This is a genomic window from Malikia sp., assembly GCF_028687635.1.
Lineage (GTDB): Bacteria > Pseudomonadota > Gammaproteobacteria > Burkholderiales > Burkholderiaceae_C > Malikia.
In genome coordinates, this window is record NZ_JAQTZS010000003.1 from 141,471 (window position 1) to 164,553 (window position 23,083).

26 protein-coding genes and 1 tRNA gene are annotated in these 23,083 nt (G+C 67.2%); 16 read left to right on the top strand and 11 right to left on the bottom strand.

From position 1 onward, the window contains the following. Positions 1-217: 217 nt before the first annotated feature. From PHR85_RS03355 to PHR85_RS03370, 4 genes are read left to right on the top strand one after another with little or no spacing between them, the layout of a single operon-like run. The gene (locus tag PHR85_RS03355) at positions 218-427 is read left to right on the top strand and encodes a hypothetical protein (RefSeq protein WP_300050426.1); all 210 of its coding nucleotides are present in this window, start codon (positions 218-220) and stop codon (positions 425-427) included. Beyond that, positions 424-669: a hypothetical protein gene (locus PHR85_RS03360; protein WP_300050428.1), complete on the top strand. Its 246-nt coding sequence runs from the start codon at positions 424-426 to the stop codon at positions 667-669. Before PHR85_RS03355 ends, PHR85_RS03360 begins: the two co-directional genes overlap by 4 nt. Then, positions 666-818 (top strand): hypothetical protein, encoded by a 153-nt coding sequence (locus PHR85_RS03365; protein ID WP_300050431.1) that lies wholly within the window; start codon positions 666-668, stop codon positions 816-818. Before PHR85_RS03360 ends, PHR85_RS03365 begins: the two co-directional genes overlap by 4 nt. Positions 819-840: 22 nt before the next feature. Beyond that, entirely contained in the window at positions 841-1,728 is an 888-nt protein-coding gene (locus PHR85_RS03370; RefSeq protein WP_300050433.1) for a hypothetical protein, read from the top strand. 23 nt (positions 1,729-1,751) lie between these two features. Here PHR85_RS03370 and PHR85_RS03375 read toward each other — a convergent pair whose 3' ends face one another. Continuing rightward, positions 1,752-2,099, bottom strand: a complete 348-nt coding sequence (locus PHR85_RS03375) for a hypothetical protein (protein ID WP_300050435.1) — start codon at positions 2,097-2,099, stop codon at positions 1,752-1,754. 183 nt (positions 2,100-2,282) lie between these two features. On the opposite strand from PHR85_RS03375, the gene PHR85_RS03380 reads away from it, so the two are divergent. The 6 genes from PHR85_RS03380 to PHR85_RS03405 are packed head-to-tail and all read left to right on the top strand — an operon-like array spanning position 2,283 to position 6,561. Further along, positions 2,283-2,843 (top strand): DUF4406 domain-containing protein, encoded by a 561-nt coding sequence (locus tag PHR85_RS03380; RefSeq protein ID WP_300050438.1) that lies wholly within the window; start codon positions 2,283-2,285, stop codon positions 2,841-2,843. Then, positions 2,840-4,981, top strand: a complete 2,142-nt coding sequence (locus PHR85_RS03385; RefSeq protein WP_300050440.1) for a ParB/RepB/Spo0J family partition protein — start codon at positions 2,840-2,842, stop codon at positions 4,979-4,981. Before PHR85_RS03380 ends, PHR85_RS03385 begins: the two co-directional genes overlap by 4 nt. Continuing rightward, complete coding sequence (locus PHR85_RS03390) at positions 4,978-5,550, top strand: hypothetical protein (RefSeq protein ID WP_300050443.1); 573 nt, start codon at positions 4,978-4,980, stop codon at positions 5,548-5,550. Before PHR85_RS03385 ends, PHR85_RS03390 begins: the two co-directional genes overlap by 4 nt. After that, positions 5,547-5,951, top strand: a complete 405-nt coding sequence (locus PHR85_RS03395; RefSeq protein WP_300050445.1) for a hypothetical protein — start codon at positions 5,547-5,549, stop codon at positions 5,949-5,951. The genes PHR85_RS03390 and PHR85_RS03395 overlap by 4 nt, the downstream gene beginning before the upstream one ends. Further along, complete coding sequence (locus tag PHR85_RS03400; protein ID WP_300050447.1) at positions 5,948-6,313, top strand: helix-turn-helix domain-containing protein; 366 nt, start codon at positions 5,948-5,950, stop codon at positions 6,311-6,313. Before PHR85_RS03395 ends, PHR85_RS03400 begins: the two co-directional genes overlap by 4 nt. After that, positions 6,310-6,561: a hypothetical protein gene (locus PHR85_RS03405; protein ID WP_300050449.1), complete on the top strand. Its 252-nt coding sequence runs from the start codon at positions 6,310-6,312 to the stop codon at positions 6,559-6,561. Before PHR85_RS03400 ends, PHR85_RS03405 begins: the two co-directional genes overlap by 4 nt. On the opposite strand, the gene PHR85_RS03410 is transcribed toward PHR85_RS03405, so the two are convergent. Next, on the bottom strand, positions 6,506-7,549 hold the full coding sequence (locus tag PHR85_RS03410; RefSeq protein ID WP_300050452.1) for a site-specific integrase: 1,044 nt from the start codon (positions 7,547-7,549) through the stop codon (positions 6,506-6,508). The genes PHR85_RS03405 and PHR85_RS03410 overlap by 56 nt on opposite strands. Positions 7,550-7,659: 110 nt before the next feature. Here PHR85_RS03410 and PHR85_RS03415 point away from each other — a divergent pair. Beyond that, positions 7,660-7,734: transfer RNA gene (locus PHR85_RS03415), tRNA-Arg, on the top strand. Between the two features lie 67 nt (positions 7,735-7,801). On the opposite strand, the gene PHR85_RS03420 is transcribed toward PHR85_RS03415, so the two are convergent. Then, the gene (locus PHR85_RS03420) at positions 7,802-9,409 is read right to left on the bottom strand and encodes an iron ABC transporter permease (RefSeq protein WP_300050454.1); all 1,608 of its coding nucleotides are present in this window, start codon (positions 9,407-9,409) and stop codon (positions 7,802-7,804) included. 64 nt (positions 9,410-9,473) lie between these two features. Between PHR85_RS03420 and PHR85_RS03425 the strand changes: the two genes are divergently transcribed. Next, positions 9,474-10,601 carry an ABC transporter ATP-binding protein gene (locus tag PHR85_RS03425; protein ID WP_300050457.1) on the top strand — a complete coding sequence of 376 codons (1,128 nt, stop codon included), beginning with the start codon at positions 9,474-9,476 and terminating at the stop codon, positions 10,599-10,601. Here PHR85_RS03425 and PHR85_RS03430 read toward each other — a convergent pair. From PHR85_RS03430 to PHR85_RS03440, 3 genes are all read right to left on the bottom strand, one after another. Continuing rightward, a complete protein-coding gene (locus PHR85_RS03430; protein WP_300050460.1) occupies positions 10,574-12,925 on the bottom strand; it encodes a TonB-dependent receptor in 2,352 nt (783 codons plus the stop codon). The two genes, PHR85_RS03425 and PHR85_RS03430, sit on opposite strands and share 28 nt — an antisense overlap. 149 nt (positions 12,926-13,074) lie before the next feature. Next, positions 13,075-13,557: a copper chaperone PCu(A)C gene (locus PHR85_RS03435; RefSeq protein WP_300050463.1), complete on the bottom strand. Its 483-nt coding sequence runs from the start codon at positions 13,555-13,557 to the stop codon at positions 13,075-13,077. Between the two features lie 117 nt (positions 13,558-13,674). After that, a complete protein-coding gene (locus PHR85_RS03440; RefSeq protein WP_300050466.1) occupies positions 13,675-14,049 on the bottom strand; it encodes a DUF2946 domain-containing protein in 375 nt (124 codons plus the stop codon). A gap of 91 nt (positions 14,050-14,140) precedes the next feature. Between PHR85_RS03440 and PHR85_RS03445 the strand changes: the two genes are divergently transcribed. From PHR85_RS03445 to PHR85_RS03460, 4 genes are all read left to right on the top strand, one after another. After that, positions 14,141-16,444 carry an NADP-dependent malic enzyme gene (locus PHR85_RS03445; protein WP_300050469.1) on the top strand — a complete coding sequence of 768 codons (2,304 nt, stop codon included), beginning with the start codon at positions 14,141-14,143 and terminating at the stop codon, positions 16,442-16,444. 137 nt (positions 16,445-16,581) lie between these two features. Continuing rightward, the gene (locus tag PHR85_RS03450) at positions 16,582-18,627 is read left to right on the top strand and encodes a carbon starvation CstA family protein (RefSeq protein WP_367278699.1); all 2,046 of its coding nucleotides are present in this window, start codon (positions 16,582-16,584) and stop codon (positions 18,625-18,627) included. After that, complete coding sequence (locus PHR85_RS03455; RefSeq protein WP_300050472.1) at positions 18,620-19,021, top strand: YbdD/YjiX family protein; 402 nt, start codon at positions 18,620-18,622, stop codon at positions 19,019-19,021. Before PHR85_RS03450 ends, PHR85_RS03455 begins: the two co-directional genes overlap by 8 nt. Before the next feature lie 131 nt (positions 19,022-19,152). Continuing rightward, entirely contained in the window at positions 19,153-19,545 is a 393-nt protein-coding gene (locus tag PHR85_RS03460) for a co-chaperone YbbN (RefSeq protein ID WP_300050475.1), read from the top strand. Between the two features lie 34 nt (positions 19,546-19,579). On the opposite strand, the gene PHR85_RS03465 is transcribed toward PHR85_RS03460, so the two are convergent. From PHR85_RS03465 to PHR85_RS03485, 5 genes are all read right to left on the bottom strand, one after another. Further along, complete coding sequence (locus PHR85_RS03465; protein WP_300050477.1) at positions 19,580-20,332, bottom strand: TerC family protein; 753 nt, start codon at positions 20,330-20,332, stop codon at positions 19,580-19,582. 69 nt (positions 20,333-20,401) lie between these two features. Next, a complete protein-coding gene (gene xdhC / locus PHR85_RS03470; protein ID WP_300050479.1) occupies positions 20,402-21,265 on the bottom strand; it encodes a xanthine dehydrogenase accessory protein XdhC in 864 nt (287 codons plus the stop codon). 22 nt (positions 21,266-21,287) lie between these two features. After that, positions 21,288-21,704, bottom strand: coding sequence for a universal stress protein (locus PHR85_RS03475; RefSeq protein WP_300050482.1), 417 nt, complete (start codon positions 21,702-21,704; stop codon positions 21,288-21,290). Between the two features lie 20 nt (positions 21,705-21,724). Further along, positions 21,725-22,438: a TerC family protein gene (locus PHR85_RS03480; RefSeq protein ID WP_300050484.1), complete on the bottom strand. Its 714-nt coding sequence runs from the start codon at positions 22,436-22,438 to the stop codon at positions 21,725-21,727. Positions 22,439-22,531: 93 nt separating this feature from the next. Beyond that, complete coding sequence (locus PHR85_RS03485; RefSeq protein ID WP_300050487.1) at positions 22,532-23,071, bottom strand: DUF2889 domain-containing protein; 540 nt, start codon at positions 23,069-23,071, stop codon at positions 22,532-22,534. Positions 23,072-23,083 lie beyond the last annotated feature (12 nt).

Here is a 23,083-nt window from a genome sequence, read left to right on the forward strand (position 1 = left end):
CCCTTCATTTTACCGGCCCTGCCCGCCAGCCCCATGCCGCCGGTGTCTGACCCTGCGCACAGCCCTGGATCGGGTCGATGCGCGGAAATATTTTAGCCCGGCTATTTACTTTATTGGATAGCCCGGCTATATTTCATCCATGCCGCAGTGAAACCAAAGCGCAGCGGCAAGGGCCAACGGATCGACGTGCAGCCCAGACCGGAACAGGAGCCAGACCATGATGCAAGTCACCCCCGCCCGCAGCTACCGCTGCGCCTACCACCCCAGGGACGCCTACGGCAACCCGCAGCTGTCCGAATCGGGCGTGCTGCCCGTCGTCCAGCTCAAGGCCGCCAGCGCCGAACACGCCCTGCGCGCCGCCGCAGCGATCACAGGCTGCGCGATCGAATCGGTCGAGCGCGTGGAAGACGCTGAGGTGCTGGCATGAAACGCGCCGCTCACCTGATCCTGATCGCCGCTGCCATGATGGGACTGCTGGCCCTGGGCGCACCGATGGACGGCCCGAGTGACCTGGAGGTCGAGCGCGCTGTGCAGGCCGACCTGCAGGATGCGATCAAGCAGACGCGGATTGCGGCCCTCGAAGTGGCGCGCCTCCGGCCGCGCGATTGCCAATGCCTGGTGCCGCTGCCGAGCCAGGCGCACCGCTTCGCCGAGCTGGAGCAGGAATGACCTCCAGCCACCGCCATGACCTGCCGTGCAGCGCACGTCGCCTGCAGTCGATCGCCTCGGCCCTGACCGGCTACGCCGTCTTCCTGGCCGTGCTGGTGTCGGCAGGCATCTGCGGCGCGATGGTCCTGGCACCGCACGTACCCGGGTGACCTAGCCATGAACAGCCTCCCCATGCCTCCGTCGACCCTGCGCATCCTGGCCGCATTGGCCCTGCTGCTGGGGCTGGCCTGCGCCGTGGTCAACGGCTGGTTCTTCGCGCTCGGCCTCGACCGCCTGGAGCCCGATGCCACCGCGCGCACCCCGCTGCTGCTGGCCGGCTGGCTGATGGTGGCGACCGAGCATGTCGCAGTGGGCCTGGCCGCGCTGCTGCCGGCGGCATTGGCAGGCCTGCGCCGCCGACTGCTGTGGCTGGGGTTGGCACTGCTGACGTTCGAGTGCGTGTCGATGTTCACCGCCCAGCGTGCGCTCGAGCATGTAAACGTCGTGGCGACGTCTGCACAGGCCACGCACGCAGCCGACCTTCGCGCCGCGATCGACAGTCAGCGCGCCACGCTCGAGCAGCTGCGCGATAACGGCACGCGCCAGTCTGAATCCACCAACGGCTGGCGTCAGCACCTGGGCGCCACCGCGCTGCGCGACTCGCTGGCCGGCCAACAGCAGCTGCAGGCGCTCGAATCCGAGCTGGCCGCGCTGCAGGGCGGCATTCGCCCGACGCTGACCGGCGTGCTGGGCGAGTCCGGTGCTTCAGCCTTCGCTGCTGCTCGTGCGCTGCTGATCGGCGTCATGGGCCTGGTGCTGATGGGCGCTGCCGGCCAGCTGTGGGCGGCCACCCGGCCGGAATCCGCAGTCCAGCCCGCTGGCTCAGCCGCTACCGGTGCAAATCGCCACGCCCGCGCGAATTCGGCCCAGGCCCTGCCTCGTCGCGTGCCACCACCAGCGACGACTGCCGGTGCAACCAGAGCCGGCAGCAACTGGCCGCCGTGGTCTCTGCTGAAGGGACAGATCCCACCCAAAAGACCTCCTCGCCCCAATTCCGATCTACCCTACCTCAAGACCTAAAAATGAACTATCACCAGAACGAATCATCCCTCGCCGCCGTGCAGGATCTTGTAGCCGGCCAAGCGTTCGAGGCGGCTTGCGTAAACCGCCCAGTTGGCAGCGGAAGCCGTGGGCACGGAACCATCCGCGTAGAGGTATATGCGCTCGGGAGCGGTGTGACCATGGCACGACAGGGCGGAAATCTGCTTGGCCGAGAGCGCGCGTTTGAACTTGAAGCGAACGGGAAACTGTTCATATTCGACCCAGTCGAGGCTGGTCAAGCCTACGGGTTTGTAGCGCCGATTGAGGGCGACATAGCTCCCATCGGGCAACAGGTCGAGGCAGTAGATCAGGAAGACCTGGGAGAAGTCGGACTCGCGCGGGTTGCTCACGATGGAATTTCCAAAAAGACAGTGATTTTGAGTCTACCGCAGGGGGCTGGCAAGACCCTTTTGGCCAACGCGCTGGCCGCTTGGCTGGGATGCACCAGCGTGGTCGACGACTGGCACAGCAGCCTATTGCTAATGCCGGGAGCGCTGCACCTGACCAACCTCATGGATCTTGAGGTCTGACCCATGCCATCGATCACCCTGACCCTCACCGACACCCCCGCTGGCGGCGTGTCGGTCGCCAGCAGCTTCCGCCCCGCCATAGGACACCCGTGCAGTCCGGCTCAGTCGTATGCGCTCGACATCATGGCGCGCACCCGCAAGGACTGGGGCCTGCTGCCCGAGGTCGACGCACTGTATCCAACCCCGCGTAAAGGCTGGCCGCGTCTGTACCTGTGCGGCCCCATGACGGGCCTGCCTGACTACAACTACCCCGCCTTCAACGAGGCAGCGGCCCAGCTGCGCGCGATGGGCTATGCCGTGGTCAACCCGGCCGAGAACGGCCTGCCCCCGGGCGCACCCTGGGCTCAACACATGCGCGCCGACATCAAGGGGCTGTGCGACTGTGCGGCGCTGGCGGTGCTGCCGGGCAGCGAGGCCAGCAAGGGCGCCCAGGTCGAGATCGAGTTGGCCACGCGGCTGGAACTGACGGTGGCCAGCGTGGCGACCTGGTCCGACCTGGCCACCAGCGGGCAGATGGGCCAGCTGGTGCAAGCCGCAACCTACCAGCCCCAGAGCGCATCATGAACCCAAGCCATCCCTTGCCCGAGGTCGACCACTTCGACCACCTTCCGCTGCCGGTGCTGGTCACCAGCCCGACCAACCCGCGCAAGCACTTCGACCCAGCCAAGCTGCAGGAGCTGGCCGAGAGCATCCGCTCCACCGGCGTGCACCAGCCCATCCTGGTGCGTCCGCTGCCGGGCCACCGCCTGCAGGAGACCTTCGACATCCACGCGGCCAGCGGTGGGCTGCAGCCGCGCCCGACGCATGAAATCGTTGCCGGCGAGCGGCGCTTTCGCGCCTGCCAGATCGCCGGGCTGGCGACAGTGCCGGCCATGGTGCGGTCGCTGACCGATGACGAAGTGCTCGAAATCCAGCTGATCGAGAACTTGCAGCGCGACGGCCTGACCGAGCTCGAAGAGGCCGAGGGGTACGAGACCCTGATGCAGCACAGCCAGCTGAGCGCCGAGGCCGTGGGCGCCAAGATCGGCAAGAGCCGCAGCTACGTCTACGGCCGGCTCAAGCTGCTTGAGCTGGGCCCCGACGGCCGCGAGGCGCTGCGCCAGGGCCGCATCGATGCCAGCCATGCGCTGCTGATTGCGCGCATCCCGGACACAAAGCTGCAGGCCCAGGCGGTCAGGGACATTGCCGCCGACGCCAGTGGCGAGAATGCCCCCAGGTCGTACCGGGCAGCCAAGCGGCTGGTGCGCAATCACTACATGCTCAAGCTGAGCGAGGCGCCGTTCGACATCCACGACGCCGGCCTGGTGCTGGCCAGCGGCAGCTGCGCCACCTGCCCCAAGCGCACCGGCGCCGACCCGGATCTGTTTGCCGACGTCGAGGGCGAGGATCTGTGCATCGATCCGCCCTGCCACCAGGCCAAGCGTGACGCGCTGGCCGCGCGCACCAAGCGCGAGGCGCATGAGCGCGGCCAGGTCATCATCGAAGGGCGTGACGCCAAGGCGCTGATGCCCATGACCTACCAGAGCCGAGTCGACGGCCACTGCCGGCTTGATGATCCGGCCGACAGCCCGACCAGCCAGCCGCTGCGGGCCATCATCGGCAAGGTGATGGCGGAGCAAGGCATCGTCCCGGTGCTGATTGCCAACCCCTACCAGGACGGCGAGCTGCTGGCCTGCATGCCGAACGACGTGGTGGCCCAGCTGCTGAAGGCTGCCGGCCGCGCCGAGGAAGCCGGCGACCAGGAGCTGTACAACCAGAACCAGAAAAAGGCGGCTGCCGAGAAGGCCAAGGCCGAAGCCAGGACCGAGTACGAAACCGAGTGGCGCTGGCAGCTGCTGGTGACCACCTGGTACATGATCAGCGAAGGCCGGGGCGAAGTGAAGACCTGGCCGGCTCTGATGCGCCACTTGGCCATGACCTACGCGCACAAGCTCAACCAGGAGCAGTGCGGGCGTCTGTGCAAGCTGCTTGAGCTGGGCAAGGTCGCGCCCAAGCAGGGCTTGCTGGACTGGGTCAAGGACACCGATACCGAACCGACCAGGGCCGTGCTGCTGCTGGTGATGTTTGCCGACGTGGGCTATCTGCACTGGCTCGACGAATCCGACACCAATGTCGGGCTGCGGCTGGTGGCGAGCGAATTCGGCATCGATCCGGCTCTCGTGCAGGCCGAAGTCAAGGCGCGCACGCGCGCGGCGGTCAAGGCCGTGAAGGCCGCCGAGGCTGCGAAAGCGGATCTACCCCTTCCCCCTGCTGCGCAAGCCAATGGGGTGCGGGGGGAGGCGGTAGCCAGCGACGGCCCTGCTGCGCGCGGCTCGCTCAAGGGCGAGCCCGGGCGCGGCCGGGGCAAGCGCAAGGCCGAGGTGCCGACCAAGCCGAAGGCGCACGAGAAGAAGGTCAGGTCAGGCATCGCTGCCGCGATGCGGGGCTTGGAAGATGAATCAGTCGACGGCGCTGCCGTCGAGGGGCAGGAGGCGCGGCCCAAGGCCGCGGGGGGCAGGCCCGCAGATGTCAACGAAGGGCCTGGTCTGGGGGGGAAGCGAGTGGCAATCATAGGTTCCGCTATCGGCAAAGCTGGCCGGGTCGTCGGCCAACATTCCAGCGGCGACTTGTTTGTCATTCCTGACGGGCTGGATTGCGAGTATCGATTCAGCCTGGATGAGCTTGAGCTGATCGTCGACCAGGAAGAAGGAGCACAGGCATGAGCAAACGCAAAAAGCCCCGGCTGACCGTGGTGCGCACCTACAGCCGAATCGACGAGATGATGGCCAGCCCGTACCAGCCCCTGAGCGCCGAGCTGCGCCGGAACCAGCTCTCACGGATGTGGGGAGGCCTGCGCGCGATCGAGACCGCGCCCGCGCCGAGCACTGACGACTGGCGTGTCTGCAGCGATGCCGTGAACATCATGGAGACCCTGCTGCGCAATGGCGACGCGCGACCCGATGAGCATGGCGAGGTCAGCTCGAATTGGTGGCGCGACTGCGCGGGCGACTGGGTGCAGATCCACGACAGCTTCAAGCTCTTGACGGATGCCATTGCTGCACAGACAGCAGCCGGCATCCGCAAGCTCAAAGGCGGGCAGATTCGCCTTGACGCCGACGGCATCCATGCGGTGCGGGCGGTGATTGAGGACTACCGCGACCTGCTCGACGTGCTGCCCGCGCGCACCATCATCCGCGCCCACCGGCTGACCGAGCAGCGAATCTCGGACATCTTGTCTGGCCGGCGCCGGCCGCATGACGTGGAAATCATCGACTTGAGGGCTACTGCATGACCGACCAACAACCCGAGGCGCTGCGCCGATCCGAACTGTCCAACAAGGAGTGGCTCGACAAGACCGAGTGGGTGCAGAAGACCAGCCAGCCGAACGAGCTGGGAAAGCACCGCGCCGATGTCATCAAACAGCGCATCGACCGCCTGCTTGCAGAGAATGAGCAACTGAGACTGTACGCATCCGGCGCCGACATGCTGGTCGGCGTGTGGAAGGCGCGCGCGCAAGAGTTCATGAACAGCAGCGACCGCCTGCGCGCCGAAATGGAAGCGATTGGCGCCGCTGCCGAGCGCGAGGCGTGCGCCACCATAGACGTGACGCCGCTGCACATCCTAGCCAGCGACGGCCCTGGAACTGCAATCTTGAAGTACCGCGCAGCCATACGAGCAAGGGGCAAAGCATGAAGCGCTGGGACGCCCAAGGCCTCACCGCCACCCAGCGTGCCATCCTCGACCGCATCAAGGCCATTGGCCCGCTGACGATCCAGGAGCTGTGCGCTGAGCTCGAGCTATCCCGCGAAGGTGCCCGCAAAACCATCAACGGCCTGCACCAGATGAAGCGCCTGTACATCCGAGACTGGCCCTACCAGGGCACCCAGCGCTCGCGCCAGTGGGCGCTGCGCACAGGCAGCCAGCAGGATGCCCAGAAGCCGCCGGCCTGCACCAGGCCAGATTACGACCGGCGCTTTCGCGAGCGCCACAAGATCACGATTGCCCGGCGCAAGTCGCTACTGCCGCCGAGCCCTTTTCAAGGATTGATAACATGAGCATGCTGCACCAGTTCTACCTGCTCGAAAAGTATGGCCCGCGCCTGAGCGTCGAGCAGATCGCCGACACCATGAGCCTGACGGCAGCCGCCATCTACCGGCGTATCAGCGATGGCACGCTGGGCATCCCGACCTACGTCGACAGCGGCAAGCGCTGGGCCGATGTGCGCGACATGGCCGAATACTTCGACGCTATGCGCGCCGAGGCACGTCAGCGTGTGGCCCGTGGTGCAGGTCTTCCGGCTTGAGGTTGGTGTAGCGCTTGAGGTGCTGCCAGCTTTTGTGCCCCGACACCAGCGCCACTTGCTCGATCCGGTATCCCTGCTCGAACAGCCGCGACACGCCGTGATGACGCAGGTCATGAAAGTGCAGGTCCGGGATCTCAAGCTCACGGCAAGATTCGGTGAAATACTTGGACATGGTCTGCGGGTGGATGGGGAAGATCCGCTCGCCTGACCTGGCCTGGCCCTGGACCAGCTCCCAGGCGCCATTGAGCAGTGGCACCAGCTGGTCGTTGCCCATCTTCTCGCGCGGATCTTTTCGGTCCCGCACCATCACCAGGCGCTTCTCAGCGTCCAGATCCTCCCACAGCAAGCCCGTGATTTCGCCCCGGCGCATGGCGGTCAAGACTGCGAACCGCACCGCATCGGCGTACACCATCCCCCGCTTCGCTTCCAACTGGTGACAGATCCGCACCAGTTCATCCTCGGTCGGCCGGCGCTCGCGCTTGCCGCCACCGCCGATCAGCTTGAGGTGATTCAGCAGCGGCCGGGCCTTGCCCACCACGTCCGGCAGCTCGATATGCAGCGCCGCGCTCACCAGGCGCATGACCGTCCCCAGCTTGGAGATGTCCATATTGATGGTGTACGGGCCGGCGCCCATGTCGGCGCGCGTCTTGGCGTAGCTGACCAGGTCGTCGGGCGTCAGGCTGGTGGCGTCACGGTCGCCCAGGTAGGCGGCCAGCATCTGCAGCATGTAGTGCTCGCTGGCCGTGTCATCGATCGGCCGGCTGTGCCCGCGCAGCTTGCGGTAGCGGTCGATCAGGTCGGACACCAGCAGCCGGTGGCCCAGCACGTCCTGCGCCTTGGGCACCAGGTCGCGGTCGATGTCGGCCTCGATTGCACGCGCCCACTTCTCGGCCTGCGTCTTGGTCGTGAAAGTTTTGCAGTAGGATGGATGGCCTTTGCGGCGCACCAGCGCGCGCCACTTGCCCTTGACTTCGACGATGCTTGCCATGTGTGGTGATACCGTATCAACTGTGTACCACTCGCATTATCAGACAGGCGCAAACAGGCGCAAACAGGCGCAAAGCCCGCAGAGGAAAACAGGCTAGAATCCGGCCTGACCTCTCCGTAGTTCAATGGATAGAACAGCCGCCTCCTAAGCGGCAAATACAGGTTCGATTCCTGTCGGGGGGACCATCGATCAAGCCGCAGACGTTCGCACGTATGCGGCTTTTTCTCATTGGGGCCACAGCGGCTCCGCCGCTCAAGCCTCCCGGCGCAACGTGCGACTCAGCATCACCACCGGGATCAGGCCGACCAGCACCAGCACCAGCGCGGGCAGCGCGGCTTCGCCCAGGCGCTCGTCGCGCGCGAGCTGGTAGGTCACGACCGCCAGCGTGTCGCTGTCGAAGGGGCGCAGCACCAGGGTCGCGGGCAGCTCCTTCATCACGTCGACGAACACCAGCAGCAGCGCCGCCGCGGTCGAACGGCTCAGCAGCGGCCAGTGCACGCGCCGCCACAGGCCCCAGCTGCCATGGCCCAGCATGCGCGCCGAATCATCGAGCGTGACCGGAATGCGGGCGTAGCCGCTCTGCACCGACTGCAGCGCGACCGCCGAGAAGCGCACCAGGTAGGCCCAGATCAACCCCAGGGCGGTGGCCGTGATCCAGTAGCCCAGGCTGGAGTCGGGCCAGCGCGCCTGCGCCCAGCCCACCGGCAGCAGCAGACCGACCACCACCACCGCACCCGGCACCGCATAGCCCAGCCCCACCACCTGCACCACGCCCTGGGTCAGGCGGTCGGCGCGGCGGCGCTGCGCGTGGCCCAGCGCCAGCGCCACGCCGGTGGCCAGCAGCGCGCTCAAGCCGGCCAGCCACAGGCTGTTGCGCGACCACTGCAGGAAAGAAGTCCAGGGCAGCTCGGCCCAGCTGTCGAGCAGCGGGCGCAGCATGAACAGCACCGGCAGCACGAAGCCCGCCAGCACCGGCAGGCCGCAGATCAGCCAGGCCAGCGCGACCGCCCGGCCCCGCAGGCGGGCCGGCCGGCCCTCGCTGCCGCCCGAGCGCAGGCTGCGCTGACTGGCAAAGCGCAGGCGCCGCTGCGAACGGCGCTCCAGCCACAGCAACAGGCCCACGCCAGCCAGCAGCAGCGTGGCGAGCTGGGCCGCCGCCAGCCGGTTGTCCATCACCAGCCAGGCCTTGTAGATGCCGGCGGTGAAGGTCTGGATGCCAAAGTAGCTCGCGACGCCGAAATCGGCCAGCGTCTCCATCAGCGCCAGCGCCACGCCGGCGACCACGGCGGGACGCGCCAGCGGCAGCGCGACCTCGCGGATGCGGCGCGACAACGGGGCGCCGAGCAGGCGCGCGGCCTCCATCAGCTGACCGGCGCGCTCGGTCAGGGCGGTGCGCGCGAGCAGGTAGACATAGGGATAGAGCGTGAAGCTGAAGACCCAGACCGCGCCGCCCAGGCTGCGCACCTCGGGAAAGACGCGCCCGCTCAGGCCGAAACTGGCCCGCAGCCCGTTCTGCAACGGCCCCGAGAACTGCAGGAAGTCGGTGTAGGCGTAGGCCACGACATAGGCCGGCATGGCCAGCGGCAGCAGCAGCGCCCATTCGGCCACGCGCCGGCCGGGAAACTCGAACAGCGTGACCATGGCCGCGCAACCGGTGCCGATCAGCGCCACCGCCAGCGCCACGGACACGCACAGCAGCAGCGTGGTCAGCAGGTAGTCGGGCAGCACGGACTGCGCCATCTGGCGCAGCACGTCGAGCGCGGCCGCGTCCCATTGCAGCCAGCTGGCGGCCAGCGCCAGCGCCGGCAAGGCGAGCGCGGCGGCCAGCGCGAGCAGCGCGCCTCTGGACAGCCAGGCCATGAGGGAGGAAAGGTGTTGATTCATCTGTGTGCCAATGAGAATGCTTATTATCTACAATCACCCCATGTTCCTGCATGTCACACAACTCGGCATCCGTTTTCCTGGGGCCGCGCAAGCGGCGGTTGACGGCGTCACGCTCGGTCTGGCCGCGGGCGAGATCGGCGTGCTGATCGGCCCCTCGGGCTGCGGCAAGACCACGCTGCTGCGCGCCATCGCGGGGCTGGAGCCGCTGGCGTACGGCAGCATCCGGCTGGGCGGCGAGCAGGTCGGCAGCCCGACGCATCAGCTGCCGCCCGAGCAGCGCCGCATCGGCATGGTGTTCCAGGACTACGCGCTGTTTCCGCACCTCGACGTCGGGCGCAACGTCGCCTTCGGGCTGCAGGACCGGCCGAAAGCCGAGCGCCCGGCCCGCGTGCGCGAGGTGCTGGCCCTGGTCGGCCTGGAGGGCATGGAGTCGCGCTACCCGCACGAGCTCTCGGGCGGCCAGCAGCAGCGGGTGGCGCTGGCGCGCGCGCTGGCGCCGCAGCCGCGCCTGCTGCTGCTCGACGAGCCCTTCTCCAACCTGGACGTCGAGTTGCGCGAGCGGCTGGCGCACGAGCTGCGCGCCATCCTCAAGGCGGCTGGCGCGACCGCGCTGTTCGTCACCCACGACCAGCTCGAAGCCTTCGCGATCGGCGACGCGATCGGCGTCATGTACCAGGGCCGGCTGCACCAGTGGGATGACGCCTACCAGCTCTACCACCGGCCGGCGACCCGCTTCGTGGCCGAGTTCATCGGCCAGGGCGTGTTCGCGCCGGCCCGGCTCTCGCTGCAGGACGGCGAGGTGCGGGTCGACACCCCGCTGGGTCCGCTGCACGACGTCGAGGAATGCCCGCTGCCCAGCGCCTACCCGGACGGCCTGTGCGAGGTGCTGCTGCGGGTCGACGACATCGTGCATGACGACGCCGCGCCGGCGCAGGGCCGGATCGTGCGCAAGGCCTTTCGCGGCGCCGAGTTCCTCTACACGCTGGAGCTCGACAGCGGCGAGACCGTGATGGCGCTGGTGCCCTCGCACCACCGGCACGAGCTCGGCGAGCGCATCGGCCTGCGCGCGGCGGTCGACCATGTGGTGACCTTCGAGCGCGGCGCCGGCGCGGCGGCCGCGCCGGCAGATTCAGGCCCTGGTCAGAACCTGATGTTCACGCCCGTGTAGAGGGTGCGGCCAACACCGGGGACAGCCGTGCCCCAGTTGACCCCTTTTGTCATCTGACTCGTGCTCATGGTCTTGCCCTGGCCGAAATAGGCACCGCCCAGCGGCAGCGCGTAGGCCTTGTCGAACAGGTTCTCGATGCCGAAATCGAGTCGCACCTGCTTCCAGCCGTGGCTGACGCGCAGGTTGACCAGACCGTAGCCCTTGGTACTGATCTCGTTGCGAACGTCCGACGTATTGTGCTTGCCCTGCACCAGCAGAAGTTCGAGAGCGTTGTCCCAGCCGCCCTGCTGGTGGGTGAGCGTCAGCCTGGCATTGAGCGGCATCACGTTGTAGAGTGCGTCGCCGCTGTCGCGGTTCTCGCCATGGGTGTAGTTCAGCAGGCCCTTGAGACCCCAGCGGCCGTAGCCGGTCTGTGCCAGCGGCATGTGGCCCGACAGGTCGATGCCGTACAGGCGCGCCGACTGGTTGGCGTATTGCAGCCCCTTGAAGCCGGTGTCGTAGCTGGCCTTCGGATCCACATCGATGGCGTCGATGTAGTCCTGCACCTGGGTGTAGAACGGCGTCGCCTTGAAACCCCACTCGCGGTTGGCCGCATGCCAGTCGTAGGTAGCCGACAGGGTGTTGGCCTTCTCGGCCTTCAGGTCCGGGTTGCCCCAGTAGCCGTTACCGTCACCGACAAAGTTGTTCATCACGGCGGCCATGGCCCAGGTAGACCAGGTGTAACGCTCGTAGAGGTTGGGCGAGCGGGTCTTGCGGGCAAAGCCGAATTCGAGGTCACGGCTGGCGTCGATCTGGTGGCGTGCGAGCAGCGTCAAGTCGAGGTTGTCGTCGCTGCGCTTGCGGTCGAGCGCGTTGAAGGCCTTGCTGTCGCGTTGCTGGTAATTGAACATCGGTGCCATGCCGTTGGTGTCGGCATAGCCATGCACATTGCCAGCATCGGTGATGACACGCTCATGGCGCAGACCGGCCAGCGTGGTCCATTGCGGGTTCAGCCTGGCCTCCCATTCGACGAACAGAGCCTTGCGGTCACGCTCGCCGTCATGGATGTTGAGGAAGACACCAGGCGCCATGTTGACGCCGGAAGCCGCCCACCAGTCGTCCAGGCGGTATTGCTGCAGCTCGGCCCCTACGCGCAGCAGGTCCTTGCCGCCCAGCGCAATGTCGGCCTTGATGCTCAGGCCGTCGGTCTTGCTCTGGGTGTACATCGGCATGCCATGCGCGCAACCCGGCGTCAGCGGAGACGGGCAATAAGTGCCGTCCAGGGTGGATTTGCCGATCGCTCCCTTCACAGGATCCATCCATGAGGCGTCTCCGTAGTAGAAGCGCTTGTCGGCACCAAAGTCCATGAAGTGGTCGACGGTCTCGTGGTACGCGCGCGCTTCGAGACGGCCCCAGTCGTGGTCGCCCTGGTAGCGCAGGCTGATGCGTTGCTGCTGGTTGCCCAGCATGTCCATGCGCTGGTTCGGATAGAGCTGGTAGGGCACGTCCTGCACGCCAAGCTTGGCCTCGATCAGATGACGGCCTTCCTTGAACGCCAGGCCCAGCGTCTGGTTGCGCGTCTCGTAGGCGGTCGAGCCGACTTCGTCGAGTGGCAGGGCATGGCCGGCGCGGCCGGTGGCGGTCGAGGTCTTGAAGTCGCCCCCGGCCTGGTAGTTGCCGGCCTGGTAGTTGCCGGCCTGGGCGGTGGCAGCGCTGTAGCTCAGGCTCAGGCTGTCGCTGGCGAGGGTGGCCGACAGGTTGGCGCCATGCGCATCGCCATTGCTGCGGTAGAAGGTGCCGACCTCGCCCTGGGTCAGCAGGCCCTGACCGGGTACGGCGAATTCGGGCGCCTGCGTCTCGACGATGATGGTGCCGCCAATGCTGTCACCGCCGCTGCTGACCGGCGCAATGCCGGCATGGACCTCGACCTTGCCGACCTGGGTCGGATCGAGGTAGGACAGCGGCGGGTTCATGTGATTGGGGCAGGAGGCGACCAGGTCCATGCCGTCGACCTTGATGCGCAGCCGGTCATCGGCCAGGCCGTGGATGGACGGCAGGCTGGACGCTCCGCCAGCGCCGTACAGGCTGACGCCCGGGATATCCTGCAGCAGGCTGGCGGTGTCGCTGGTGGCGGCGCGGCGCGACATCAGCTGCTCGGCCTGGTACTCGGCGGCGGCCTGCGGCAGCGTCGGTTCGCGCTCGGCGCTGACGATAACGGCAGCAAGCTTGGTCGGTCCGGACTGGGCATGGGCAAGCTGCAGGCCAACCAGGGGCAGAACGGCAGCCAGTGCCAGGCTTGAGCGGGACGGACGCAAGGCAGCCGGGGAAAGTGATGCGTGTTTCATGACTTTGAATGGTTCGGTGCACCCATGCCGGGACCCGGTGGCAGGGCGAAGCGCAGCCTCCCGCGCTCAAGGCGCAGGAAAGCTCGCCGCCGGATCAAGTCCGGGCGGTGCGAATTGCGACAGGAAGCTTGGGGCGAGGCCCCGCAGGATCAGTGCTGGCGACCGTGCTGGTGGCCCTGCCCCATCGGGCCAGACATGGCGCCGGCATTGAGCGCGCGCGCCGGCGCCTTGAGCTCGACCTGCTCGCGCTGGCCGCCCTGGGCTTCGAACACCAGCGTCAGCGGCACCTGCTGCTCGGCGGCGACGGGGGCCTTGAGGTCCAGCAGCATCACGTGGTAGCCGCCCGGCTTGAGCTCGACGGTCTTGCCGGCCGGCAGGGCCAGGCCAGCAATGGCCCGCATCTTCATGACGCCGTTGTCCAGGCTCATCTCGTGGAGCTCGACCACGCCGGCGACGGGCGAACTCACGGCCACCAGGCGGGTATCGCGCGGCGCGGTCAGCCGCATGAAGGCGCCGGTGGCCTTTTGCTGGGCCACGGTGCCGCGCACCCAGGCGTCCTCGATCTTGACGGATGACTGTGCCCAGGCGTTCAGGGCCAGGGCGGCGATGGAGGCGAGAAGGATTTTTTTCATGGTGTTCTTTCGTTCGGGTTCACGGATCGAACCCTGAACCCCGTCAGCGACCAGCCGGCCTGGAGACGGGGCAGATTTCAGTGGGCGACAGCGCGCAAGGCGCTGGCACGACAGGAATCAGACGAAAGCAGGTGGTGCGCGCGGCTGGGCAAGACGCCAGGGCGCGGGGACCACGGGAGCGCGTGGGACAGCGACTGGGGCACCGGCGGCGGGAAGCGGATCGAAGCGAAGCGCCGCCACGGGCGGCAGGTCAAGGGCTGCATCGAGCAGGCACCATTCGCAGTGAACACCCGAGTTGGCCGTGCCACTGGGACCGGAGTCGTCCTGGGCCGGCTCGACCAGGCGCACGATGCCCGTGCTGCTGCAGATCTCGTGCGTCGGATCGGCATCCGCGAGCACGGCCTGCGCCATGCCGGGCGCAAGCGCGTGCAACACGACGGCCCACATGGCCAGCCATGTTGCCCAACGTCGCACCAGGCTTTTACTCTTCATAACCATATTGTAGTCATGCAAGACCGTTACACTGTATGTCAGCTTCAGGCAAGGTAGGCTTGCTTGAAGCTGCCAAGGAGCACTAGAAAATATGACCCCCGCAGAACAAGAATTGCGCGACGCCGCATTCGAATACCACCGTTCCCCGAACAAGGGCAAGATCTCGGTCAACCCGACCAAACCGCTGTCCAACCAGCGTGATCTGTCGCTGGCCTATTCGCCCGGCGTCGCCTATCCCTGCCTGGCCATCGAGCAGGATCCGAGCCTGGCCGCCGAATACACCAGCCGCGGCAACCTGGTCGCCGTGATCACCAACGGCACCGCCGTGCTGGGCCTGGGCGACATCGGTCCGCTGGCGTCCAAGCCGGTGATGGAAGGCAAGGGCTGCCTGTTCAAGAAGTTCGCCGGCATCGACGTGTTCGACATCGAACTGGCCGAGAACGACCCCGACAAGCTGGTCGAGATCATCGCCGCGATGGAGCCCACGCTGGGCGGCATCAACCTGGAGGACATCAAGGCCCCCGAGTGCTTCTACATCGAGAAGAAGCTCAAGGAGCGGATGAACATTCCGGTCTTCCACGACGACCAGCACGGCACCGCGATCATCTCGAGCGCCGCCCTGCTCAACGCGCTGGAACTGGTCGGCAAGGACATCGGTTCGATCAAGATGGCCGTCTCGGGCGCCGGCGCCGCCGCGATCGCCTGCCTCGACGTGATGGTGGGCCTGGGCGTCAAGGTCGAGAACATCCTGGTCTGCGACTCCAAGGGCGTGATCCAGAGCCAGCGCGCCGATGCGCTGGCCGGCAAGCTCGACGCCTCCAAGCAGCGCTTCTGCCGCGACACCGACAAGCGCACGCTGGCTGACGCGATGGTCGACTGCGACGTCTTCATGGGCTGCTCGGCCGCTGGCGTGGTCAACGCCGAGATGGTCAAGTCGATGGCCGACCAGCCGGTCATCCTGGCGCTGGCCAACCCCGAGCCCGAGATCCGCCCCGAGATCGCCAAGGCCGCGCGCCCGGACTGCATCATCGCCACCGGCCGCTCGGACTACCCGAACCAGGTCAACAACGTCCTGTGCTTCCCCTACATCTTCCGCGGCGCGCTCGACTGCGGCGCGACCAAGATCACCGAGGAGATGAAGCTGGCCTGCGTGCGCCAGATCGCCGATCTGGCCAAGAGCGAGATCAGCGACGAGGTCGCCGCCGCCTACGCCGGCCAGGACCTGGTGTTCGGTCCCGACTACCTGATCCCCAAGCCTTTCGACTCGCGCCTGATCCTCAAGATCGCGCCGGCCGTCGCGCAGGCAGCCGCTGATTCCGGCGTCGCGACCCGTCCGATCCAGGACATGGAAGCGTACAAGGAGAGCCTGGGCCGCTTCATCTACCAGACCGGCATCCTGATGCGCCCGGTCTTCAACGCCGCCAAGGCCGTCGCCGCCGACAAGAAGCGCGTCGCCTACGCCGACGGCGAGGACGAGCGCGCGCTGCGCGCGGCCCAGGCCGCCATCGACGACCAGCTGGCCACGCCGATCCTGATCGGACGCCCGGCCGTGATCGAGGCGCGCATCGCCAAGGCCGGCCTGCGCATCCGCCCAGGGCTAGACTTCCAGGTCATCAACCCCGAGAGCGATCCGCGCTTCCGCCAGTACTGGGAAACCTACCATCAGCTGATGGGTCGCGATGGCGTCACGCCCGAGATGGCCAAGGCCGCGGTGCGCCGCTCCAACACCATCATCGCCGCGCTGATGGTCAAGCTCGGCGATGCCGACGCGATGATCTGCGGCCTGGTCGGCCAATACGAGACCCACCTCGAGCGCATCGAGCACATCATCGGCCGCAAGGCCGGGGCCAAGCAGTTCGCCGCGCTCAACGCGCTCAACACCGACCGCGGCCCGCTGTTCATCGCCGACACCTACGTCAACGATTGTCCCAGCGCCGAGGAACTCGCCGAGATCGCCTGGCTGGCGGTCAAGGAAGTGCAGCGCTTCGGCCTGCCGCCCAAGGTCGCCTTCCTGTCGCACTCGAGCTACGGCTCGTCGAGCCGCCCGTCGGCCAGGAAGATGCGCCAGGCGCGCGAGATCTTCGCCGCCGCCCACCCCGAGGTCGAGTCCGACGGCGAACTGCACGGCGACGCCGCGCTGGAAGAGAACATCCGCCGCAGCTACCTGACGGATTCGGCGCTGAACGGCTCGGCCAACATCCTGATCTGCCCGAACCTGGACTCGGCCAACATCCTGTTCAACGTCCTCAAGACGACGACCAGCGGCGGCGTGACCGTCGGCCCGATCCTGATGGGCACGGCCGCCAGCGCGCATATCCTGACGCCCTCGGCCACCATGCGCCGCGTGCTCAACATGACGGCAGTGGCGGCCCTCACCGGCGCCGACAAGGCCTGAACACGATCATGGATCGCTGAAGGAGCGCCCACGGGCGCTCTTTTTTTTACGCGCGGCGGATCCGGAGGCACAATGCCTGGCCGGCTCCCAGCGTCCAGGCCCGCGCCGAATCCCGTTCTTCATCACAGGAGTACATCTTGAAATCAAAATTCATATGGTTGCTCGTCGCGCTGATCGGCGCTGGCGGGTTTGCCATGCTCGCCCTCAACCGTGGCGAACATGTCAACGCCGTGTGGCTGGTGCTGGCCGCCTTGTCCTGCTACGCCATCTCCTACCGTTTCTACAGCAAGTTCATCGCCGAGAAGGTGTTCGAGCTCGACGACCGGCGCCTGACGCCGGCTGAGCGCCACAACGATGGCCTCGATTACGTGCCGACCAACAAGTGGGTGCTGTTTGGCCACCACTTCGCGGCGATCGCCGGCGCCGGCCCGCTGGTCGGTCCCATCCTGGCGGCGCAGATGGGCTTCCTGCCCGGCACGATCTGGATCCTGGTCGGCGTGATGCTCGCCGGCGCGGTGCAGGACTTCCTGGTGCTGTTCATGTCGACGCGCCGCGATGGCCGCTCGCTCGGCGAGATGGCCAAGCAGGAGCTCGGCCCGCGCGCCGGCCTGATCGTGATGCTGGGCGCGCTCGGCGTGATGGTCATCATCCTGTCGGCGCTGGCGCTGATCGTGGTCAAGGCGCTGGCCGAAAGCCCGTGGGGCACCTTCACGATCGCCATGACGATCCCGATCGCGCTGTTCATGGGCATCTACATGCGCTTCATCCGCCCGGGCCGCATCGCCGAGATCTCGGTGATCGGCTTCGCGCTGATGATGGCGGCCATCCTGTACGGCGAGAACATCGCCCACAGCGAGTACTGGGGTCCGCTGTTCACGCTGACCGGCCCGCAGCTGACGCTGGCGCTGGTGGTGTACGGCTTCGTCGCCTCGGTGCTGCCGGTGTGGCTGCTGCTGGCGCCGCGCGACTACCTGTCCACCTTCCTCAAGCTCGGCGTCATCTTCGGCCTGGCCATCGGCATCGCGTTCTCGATGCCCGACCTGAAGATGCCGGCCGTGACCCGCTTCATCGACGGCAGCGGCCCGGTGTTCTCCGGCAGCCTGTTCCCCTTCCTGTTCATCACCATCGCCTGCGGCGCCTGCTCGGGCTTCCACGCGCTGGTGGCCTCCGGCACCACGCCCAAGCTGATCGAGCGGGAAAGCCAGACGCGCCTGATCGGCTACGGTGCCATGCTGGGCGAATCGCTGGTGGCGATCATGGCGCTGATCTGCGCCTCCATCCTCGACCCGGGCGTCTATTTCGCGCTGAACTCGCCGGCCGCCGTGATCGGCAAGACGGTGGAGGAGGCCTCGCAGGTCATCAACGGCTGGGGCTTCGTGGTCACGCCGGAAGCGCTGACCCAGATGGCCAAGGACGTCGGCGAACACAGCATCCTGTCGCGCGCTGGCGGTGCGCCGACCTTCGCCGTGGGCATGGCGGTGATCATCACCGACATCTTCCACAGCAAGGCGATGATGGCCTTCTGGTACCACTTCGCGATCCTGTTCGAGGCACTGTTCATCCTGACCGCGGTCGACGCCGGCACCCGCGCCTGCCGCTTCATGGTGCAGGATCTGGCCGGCACCTTCATTCCGGGCCTGCACCGCACTCACAGCGTCACCGGCAACCTGATCGGCACCTCGGTGGCCGTGGCGGGCTGGGGCTACTTCGTCTACCAGGGCGTGACCGATCCGCTGGGCGGCATCAACACCCTGTGGCCGCTGTTCGGCATCGGCAACCAGATGCTGGCCTCGATGGCGCTGATCCTCGGCACCGTGGTGCTGTTCAAGATGAAGAAGGAGCGCTACGCCTGGGTGACGCTGATCCCGACGGCCTGGCTGTTCATCACCTCGATGAGCGCGGGCTGGCAGAAGATCTTCAGCGACAACCCCAAGATCGGCTTCCTGGCGCTGGCCAGGAAGTTCAACGACGCCGCCGCGCAAGGCACGGTGCTGGCGCCGGCCAAGTCGATCGAGGAAATGAGCCGCGTCGCCTTCAACAACCAGATCGACGCCTGGCTGTGTGGTTTCTTCATGCTGGTGGCCGTCACGATGGTGTTCTCGGCCTTCGGCGTGATCCGCAAGGCACTGGCCAGCCGCGAGCCGACGGTCGTGGAAGCACCGATCGAATACCGCAATGCTTGACCTGTCCTACCTGATCGGGCGCGGTCGCCAGGCGCCCCTGCCCGCGGTCGCTGCAACTGCTGCGGCACCGGCTGAGCTGGACGACGCCTATGCCCGCTACGCGGCCCAGGCGCGGGCCCAGAATCCGCTGGCGCAGCCGATGACGCCCACCGAGTTCGAGCGCTACAGCCTGGGCTCGGACTCGAACTGGCTGGCCAACATCAAGGATGCGGCCAAGAAGCTGGTGCAGACCTGCCGCCTGGTGGTGGGCATCCACGACTACGAGTACTACCTCGACCACATGCGCTCGCGCCATCCCCAGGCCAAGCCGTTCAGCCGCGACGAGTTCTACCGCTACTGCCTGGAGGCGCGCTTCCCGAGCGCCGAGCGCAGCGGCAGCCGCTGCCCCTGCTGATCGCGGCTGATCGCTGCGCTGCCAGCCAGACGCCGGCCGGATGCCATCTCCGGGCCGGCGTTTTGTCTGGACTCCGGTCCGGCCCGCCACATCGGCTCGAAAGCCCGTGGCTGCTGGTAAGCTAGCCCGCCATGAATGCCGCTGTCCCTGCCCCGCGTCCCGACCCACATTCCGACCCGCGGGCCGCCATCGATGTGGTCTGCCTCTGCGCCGCCTGGTGCGGTACCTGCCGCGAATACGCCGCTGCCTTTGCCAGCCTGGCAAGCCGCTATCCGCAGGCGAGACTGCACTGGGTCGACGTCGAGGACGAGGCCGACCTGCTCGGCGACCTCGACGTCGAGAACTTCCCGACCCTGCTGATCGGCGTGGCCGGCCAGCCGGTCTTCTTTGGCGTGCTGCTGCCGCATATCCAGACGCTGGAGCGGCTGATGCAGCAGGCGAGCGGCTTGCGTCCGCTGGCCGAAGACCGCGACAGCCCGGCCCTGCGCGCCCTGCTGGCGACGCTGGCCGAGCGCCAGCCCTGAAGCCTGCGCGGGCAGGCTGCAGCTGTCAGGCTTATCAGGCGGCGTTGGCCTTGGCCAGACGCTTGCTGCGTGCGCGCAGGTTGAGTGCCTCGACCGCGAGCGAGAAGGCCATCGCCGCGTAGACATAGCCCTTGGGGATATGCACCTCGAAGGCCTCGGCGGTCAGCGCCATGCCGACCATCACCAGGAAGGCCAGCGCCAGCACCTTGACCGAGGGGTGCGAATCGACGAAGTCGCCGATCGGCTTGGCCGCGAACATCATCACGCCGACGGCGGCGATCACGGCGGCGACCATCACGGCCAGGTTGTCGACCATGCCGACCGCCGTGATGACCGAGTCCAGGCTGAAGACGATGTCGATCACGGCGATCTGGCCGATGATGCCCCAGAACAGGCGCTGACCGGCCGCCTTGAGCGTGGCGGCGTCGGTCTCGGGCGCATGGTCCTGCTCGCGTGCCTCGACCTCGACGAAGATCTCGTGCGAAGCCTTCCAGAGCAGGAACAGGCCGCCGGACAGCAGCACGATGTCGCGCCCGCTGATGCCCTGGCCAAAGACGGAGAACAGGTCGGCCTTCAGGCCCATGATCCAGCTCAACGACGCCAGCAGCAGCAGGCGCGAGATCATCGCGAAGCCCAGGCCCAGGCGGCGCGCCTTGTCGCGCTGCTCGGGCGGCAGGCGCCCGACCAGGATCGAGATGAAGATGATGTTGTCCACGCCGAGCACGATCTCGAGCGTGGTCAGCATGGCGAAGGCGATCCAGATGTTGGGGTCGAACAGGAATTCCATGGTGTATCCGTGTGAGGCCCGGGAAACGGGCAGACCGCTTAGGATAAGGGCTGAACCCCTCGGAAGGAATCAGCTTTTGAGGGGGTGACCCTTCGTAAAAACCTGACGGAGCTGCAGCAACTGGGCCGCCACGCTGGCGGCGATCACGGCCGGCTGCTTGCCGGCGATGCCGGGCAGCCCGATCGGGCAGCGCACGCGCGCGAGTTCTTCCGGCCCGAAGCCGCGCGCGAGCAATCGCTGACGAAAGCTGGCCCATTTGGACTGGCTGCCGATCAGCCCGACGAAGGACAGGTCGCCGGACTCGCGCAGCCGTCGCAGGCAGGCCGCGACCAGCTCGAAGTCCTCGGCATGGCTGTAGCTCATGAGCAGCACCAGACTGCCGGGCGCGAGCTCCGGCACCGCCCGCTGCACCGGATCGGACTGCTCGATCCGCACGCCAGCCGGCAGCCCGGGCGGGAAGACGCCGTCGCGGCTGTCGATCCAGCGCAGCGCGAACGGCAGGGGCAGCAGCGCGCGCACCAGCGCCTGCCCGACATGGCCAGCGCCGAAGATGGCGACCGGATCGCAACCGGGCTCGGTGACAGCCAGGGCGCGGGCCGCGTCGGAATCGGACAGGGAATCGAACCGCAGCTCGACCGCGCCGCCACAGCACTGGCCCAGGCTGGGTCCGAGCGCCTGGCGCCGGGTCTGGCCGTTCAGGGGGTGCGAGGCGCCAGCCTGCAGCAGCTCGCGCGCGAACGCCAGCGCCTGGAATTCGAGCTGGCCGCCGCCGATGCTGCCGAGCTGGCGGTCGGCGAACAGCGCCAGCCAGGCACCGACCTCGCGCGGGGTCGAGCCCTGGGTCTTGACTATCGTCACCAGCACGGCCGGCTCGCGGGCCAGCCCCTGGAGCAAGGCGGACTGGTCGGCGGTGGCGGCAGGGATTGCTTCCATGCCACCAGTATGCCGCTTCAGCTCACTTGACCAGCGTGACCTGGGTCTTGGCTTGTTCCGAGACCTCGGCCGCGACCGAGCCCATCAACAGGTGCATCAGGCCGGTGCGGCCGTGGGTGCCCATCACGATCTCGTCGAAGCCGTTCTCGTCGGCGAAGCGGCGGATCTGGTCGGCCGGATGGCCAACCAGCACATGCTGCTGGCAGGCCACGCCGGCGGCGTCGAGTTGCGCGCGGGCAGCGGCCAGCTCGGCCAGGCCTTCGGCCAGGTGGTAGGCGTTTAGCTCGTCGGCGTTGACAAAGGTGCGCACATTGCCGTCGACCGGCAGCTGCACGTTGAGCAGGTGCAGCTCAAGCCCGGCACAGCCACGCTGCAGCACTTGCTCGATGGCGCGGGCGCTGGCGGCAGAACCGTCGTTGGGAAGCAGGATCTTGGTCATGGAGCGGTTCCTCTCTGGTCTCAGTCTTTTTTGGCCAGGTCGACCAACGGGGCCGGCTCGGCCGGGGCCTGGCGCGCGGCGAGCAACTTGCCGACCAGGACCACGGCCACGGCACCGACGACAGCGGTGACGTAGTGCAGCCAGGAAGGAGCGTCCGCCAGGTGATCCTTGAGGAATTCGTCGGTGACGAACATGCCGCCGGCAATCCAGCCCAGCAAGCCGGCACCGATGGTGATGACGACCGGGAAGCGGTCCATCAGCTTGAGCACGAACTTGCTGCCCCAGACGATGATCGGGATGCTGACCAGGATGCCGAACACGACCAGGCCCATGTTGCCATGGGCGGCACCGGCGACGGCGATCACGTTGTCCAGGCTCATGACCGCGTCAGCGATCACGATGGTCTTGATCGCGCCCGCCAGCGTGGTCGCGCCTTCGATGTTGTCGTGGCTGTCGTCTTCCGGCTGCAGCAGCTTGACGCCGATCCACAGCAACAGCAGCGCGCCGACGATCTTCAGGAAGGGCAGCGCCAGCAGTTGCAGCGCGAAGAAGATCATCACGATGCGCAGGCCGATGGCGCCAACCACGCCCCAGGCAATGCCCTTGTTGCGCTGCGATTCGGGCAGCTTGCGGCAAGCCAGCGCGATCACGACGGCGTTGTCGCCGCCCAGCAGGATGTCGATGGCGATGATCTGCAGCACCGCAGTCAGAAACGCCAAGCTGAAATAGTCCATGGTCACCTCGATTGAATGGGCGCGCCTCAGGCTACCGGGCGCGGTTGCCGGGATCGTACTACAGGGATTTGCCGCTCAGGCTGCGGCAACTACCTATGCCCGGGGCCGGTACAGCAGCGGAAACTCACGCGCCACCACGGGTCCGGCGACGTCCCAGGCGGTGCAGGTGCCGAGGTAGGCCGGCACTTCGTCGGGCGCGGCCTCGGCGCGGGCGCGCTCCATGCCCTGGAAGGCGGCGGTCGCCATGTTGAACAGCAGCTCGCGGATATGGGTGCAGCCCTGCGCCTTGCCCAGGTGCTGCTCGATCGCCTTGCGCCAGCCGCCGGCCATGGTGCAGCCGACCATGCGCTGCATGTGGGCCATGGCCTGCGGACAGATGCCGTGCGGGTAGGCCTCCATCGAGACCGAGATCTCGCGCACCACCTTGTCCGAGTCGATGGTCGCGCGGATCAGCATGTGGTGGATCGGCTCGCCGGGCTGCCAGCTGCGCGCGTTGCGGATCGTGAACAGCTCGTCCTTGGTGTCGAGCAACTCGCCCTCGACGTCCCACAGGCCGTCATCACGCAGAAAACAGCGGAATCGGGTCTCGCGGGTATTGACCTGTCGGCGGGGCTGGGGAGCGGGAAGCGGCATGGGATCGACTCG

Coding starts and splice junctions, on each gene's coding strand:
- PHR85_RS03355 (WP_300050426.1), top strand. CDS start 218: ATGATGCAAGTCACCCCCGCCCGCAGCTACCGCTGCGCCTACCACCCC.
- PHR85_RS03360 (WP_300050428.1), top strand. CDS start 424: ATGAAACGCGCCGCTCACCTGATCCTGATCGCCGCTGCCATGATGGGA.
- PHR85_RS03365 (WP_300050431.1), top strand. CDS start 666: ATGACCTCCAGCCACCGCCATGACCTGCCGTGCAGCGCACGTCGCCTG.
- PHR85_RS03370 (WP_300050433.1), top strand. CDS start 841: ATGCCTCCGTCGACCCTGCGCATCCTGGCCGCATTGGCCCTGCTGCTG.
- PHR85_RS03380 (WP_300050438.1), top strand. CDS start 2,283: ATGCCATCGATCACCCTGACCCTCACCGACACCCCCGCTGGCGGCGTG.
- PHR85_RS03385 (WP_300050440.1), top strand. CDS start 2,840: ATGAACCCAAGCCATCCCTTGCCCGAGGTCGACCACTTCGACCACCTT.
- PHR85_RS03390 (WP_300050443.1), top strand. CDS start 4,978: ATGAGCAAACGCAAAAAGCCCCGGCTGACCGTGGTGCGCACCTACAGC.
- PHR85_RS03395 (WP_300050445.1), top strand. CDS start 5,547: ATGACCGACCAACAACCCGAGGCGCTGCGCCGATCCGAACTGTCCAAC.
- PHR85_RS03400 (WP_300050447.1), top strand. CDS start 5,948: ATGAAGCGCTGGGACGCCCAAGGCCTCACCGCCACCCAGCGTGCCATC.
- PHR85_RS03405 (WP_300050449.1), top strand. CDS start 6,310: ATGAGCATGCTGCACCAGTTCTACCTGCTCGAAAAGTATGGCCCGCGC.
- PHR85_RS03410 (WP_300050452.1), bottom strand. CDS start 7,549: ATGGCAAGCATCGTCGAAGTCAAGGGCAAGTGGCGCGCGCTGGTGCGC.
- PHR85_RS03420 (WP_300050454.1), bottom strand. CDS start 9,409: ATGGCCTGGCTGTCCAGAGGCGCGCTGCTCGCGCTGGCCGCCGCGCTC.
- PHR85_RS03425 (WP_300050457.1), top strand. CDS start 9,474: ATGTTCCTGCATGTCACACAACTCGGCATCCGTTTTCCTGGGGCCGCG.
- PHR85_RS03430 (WP_300050460.1), bottom strand. CDS start 12,925: ATGAAACACGCATCACTTTCCCCGGCTGCCTTGCGTCCGTCCCGCTCA.
- PHR85_RS03435 (WP_300050463.1), bottom strand. CDS start 13,557: ATGAAAAAAATCCTTCTCGCCTCCATCGCCGCCCTGGCCCTGAACGCC.
- PHR85_RS03440 (WP_300050466.1), bottom strand. CDS start 14,049: ATGAAGAGTAAAAGCCTGGTGCGACGTTGGGCAACATGGCTGGCCATG.
- PHR85_RS03445 (WP_300050469.1), top strand. CDS start 14,141: ATGACCCCCGCAGAACAAGAATTGCGCGACGCCGCATTCGAATACCAC.
- PHR85_RS03455 (WP_300050472.1), top strand. CDS start 18,620: ATGCTTGACCTGTCCTACCTGATCGGGCGCGGTCGCCAGGCGCCCCTG.
- PHR85_RS03460 (WP_300050475.1), top strand. CDS start 19,153: ATGAATGCCGCTGTCCCTGCCCCGCGTCCCGACCCACATTCCGACCCG.
- PHR85_RS03465 (WP_300050477.1), bottom strand. CDS start 20,332: ATGGAATTCCTGTTCGACCCCAACATCTGGATCGCCTTCGCCATGCTG.
- xdhC (WP_300050479.1), bottom strand. CDS start 21,265: ATGGAAGCAATCCCTGCCGCCACCGCCGACCAGTCCGCCTTGCTCCAG.
- PHR85_RS03475 (WP_300050482.1), bottom strand. CDS start 21,704: ATGACCAAGATCCTGCTTCCCAACGACGGTTCTGCCGCCAGCGCCCGC.
- PHR85_RS03480 (WP_300050484.1), bottom strand. CDS start 22,438: ATGGACTATTTCAGCTTGGCGTTTCTGACTGCGGTGCTGCAGATCATC.
- PHR85_RS03485 (WP_300050487.1), bottom strand. CDS start 23,071: ATGCCGCTTCCCGCTCCCCAGCCCCGCCGACAGGTCAATACCCGCGAG.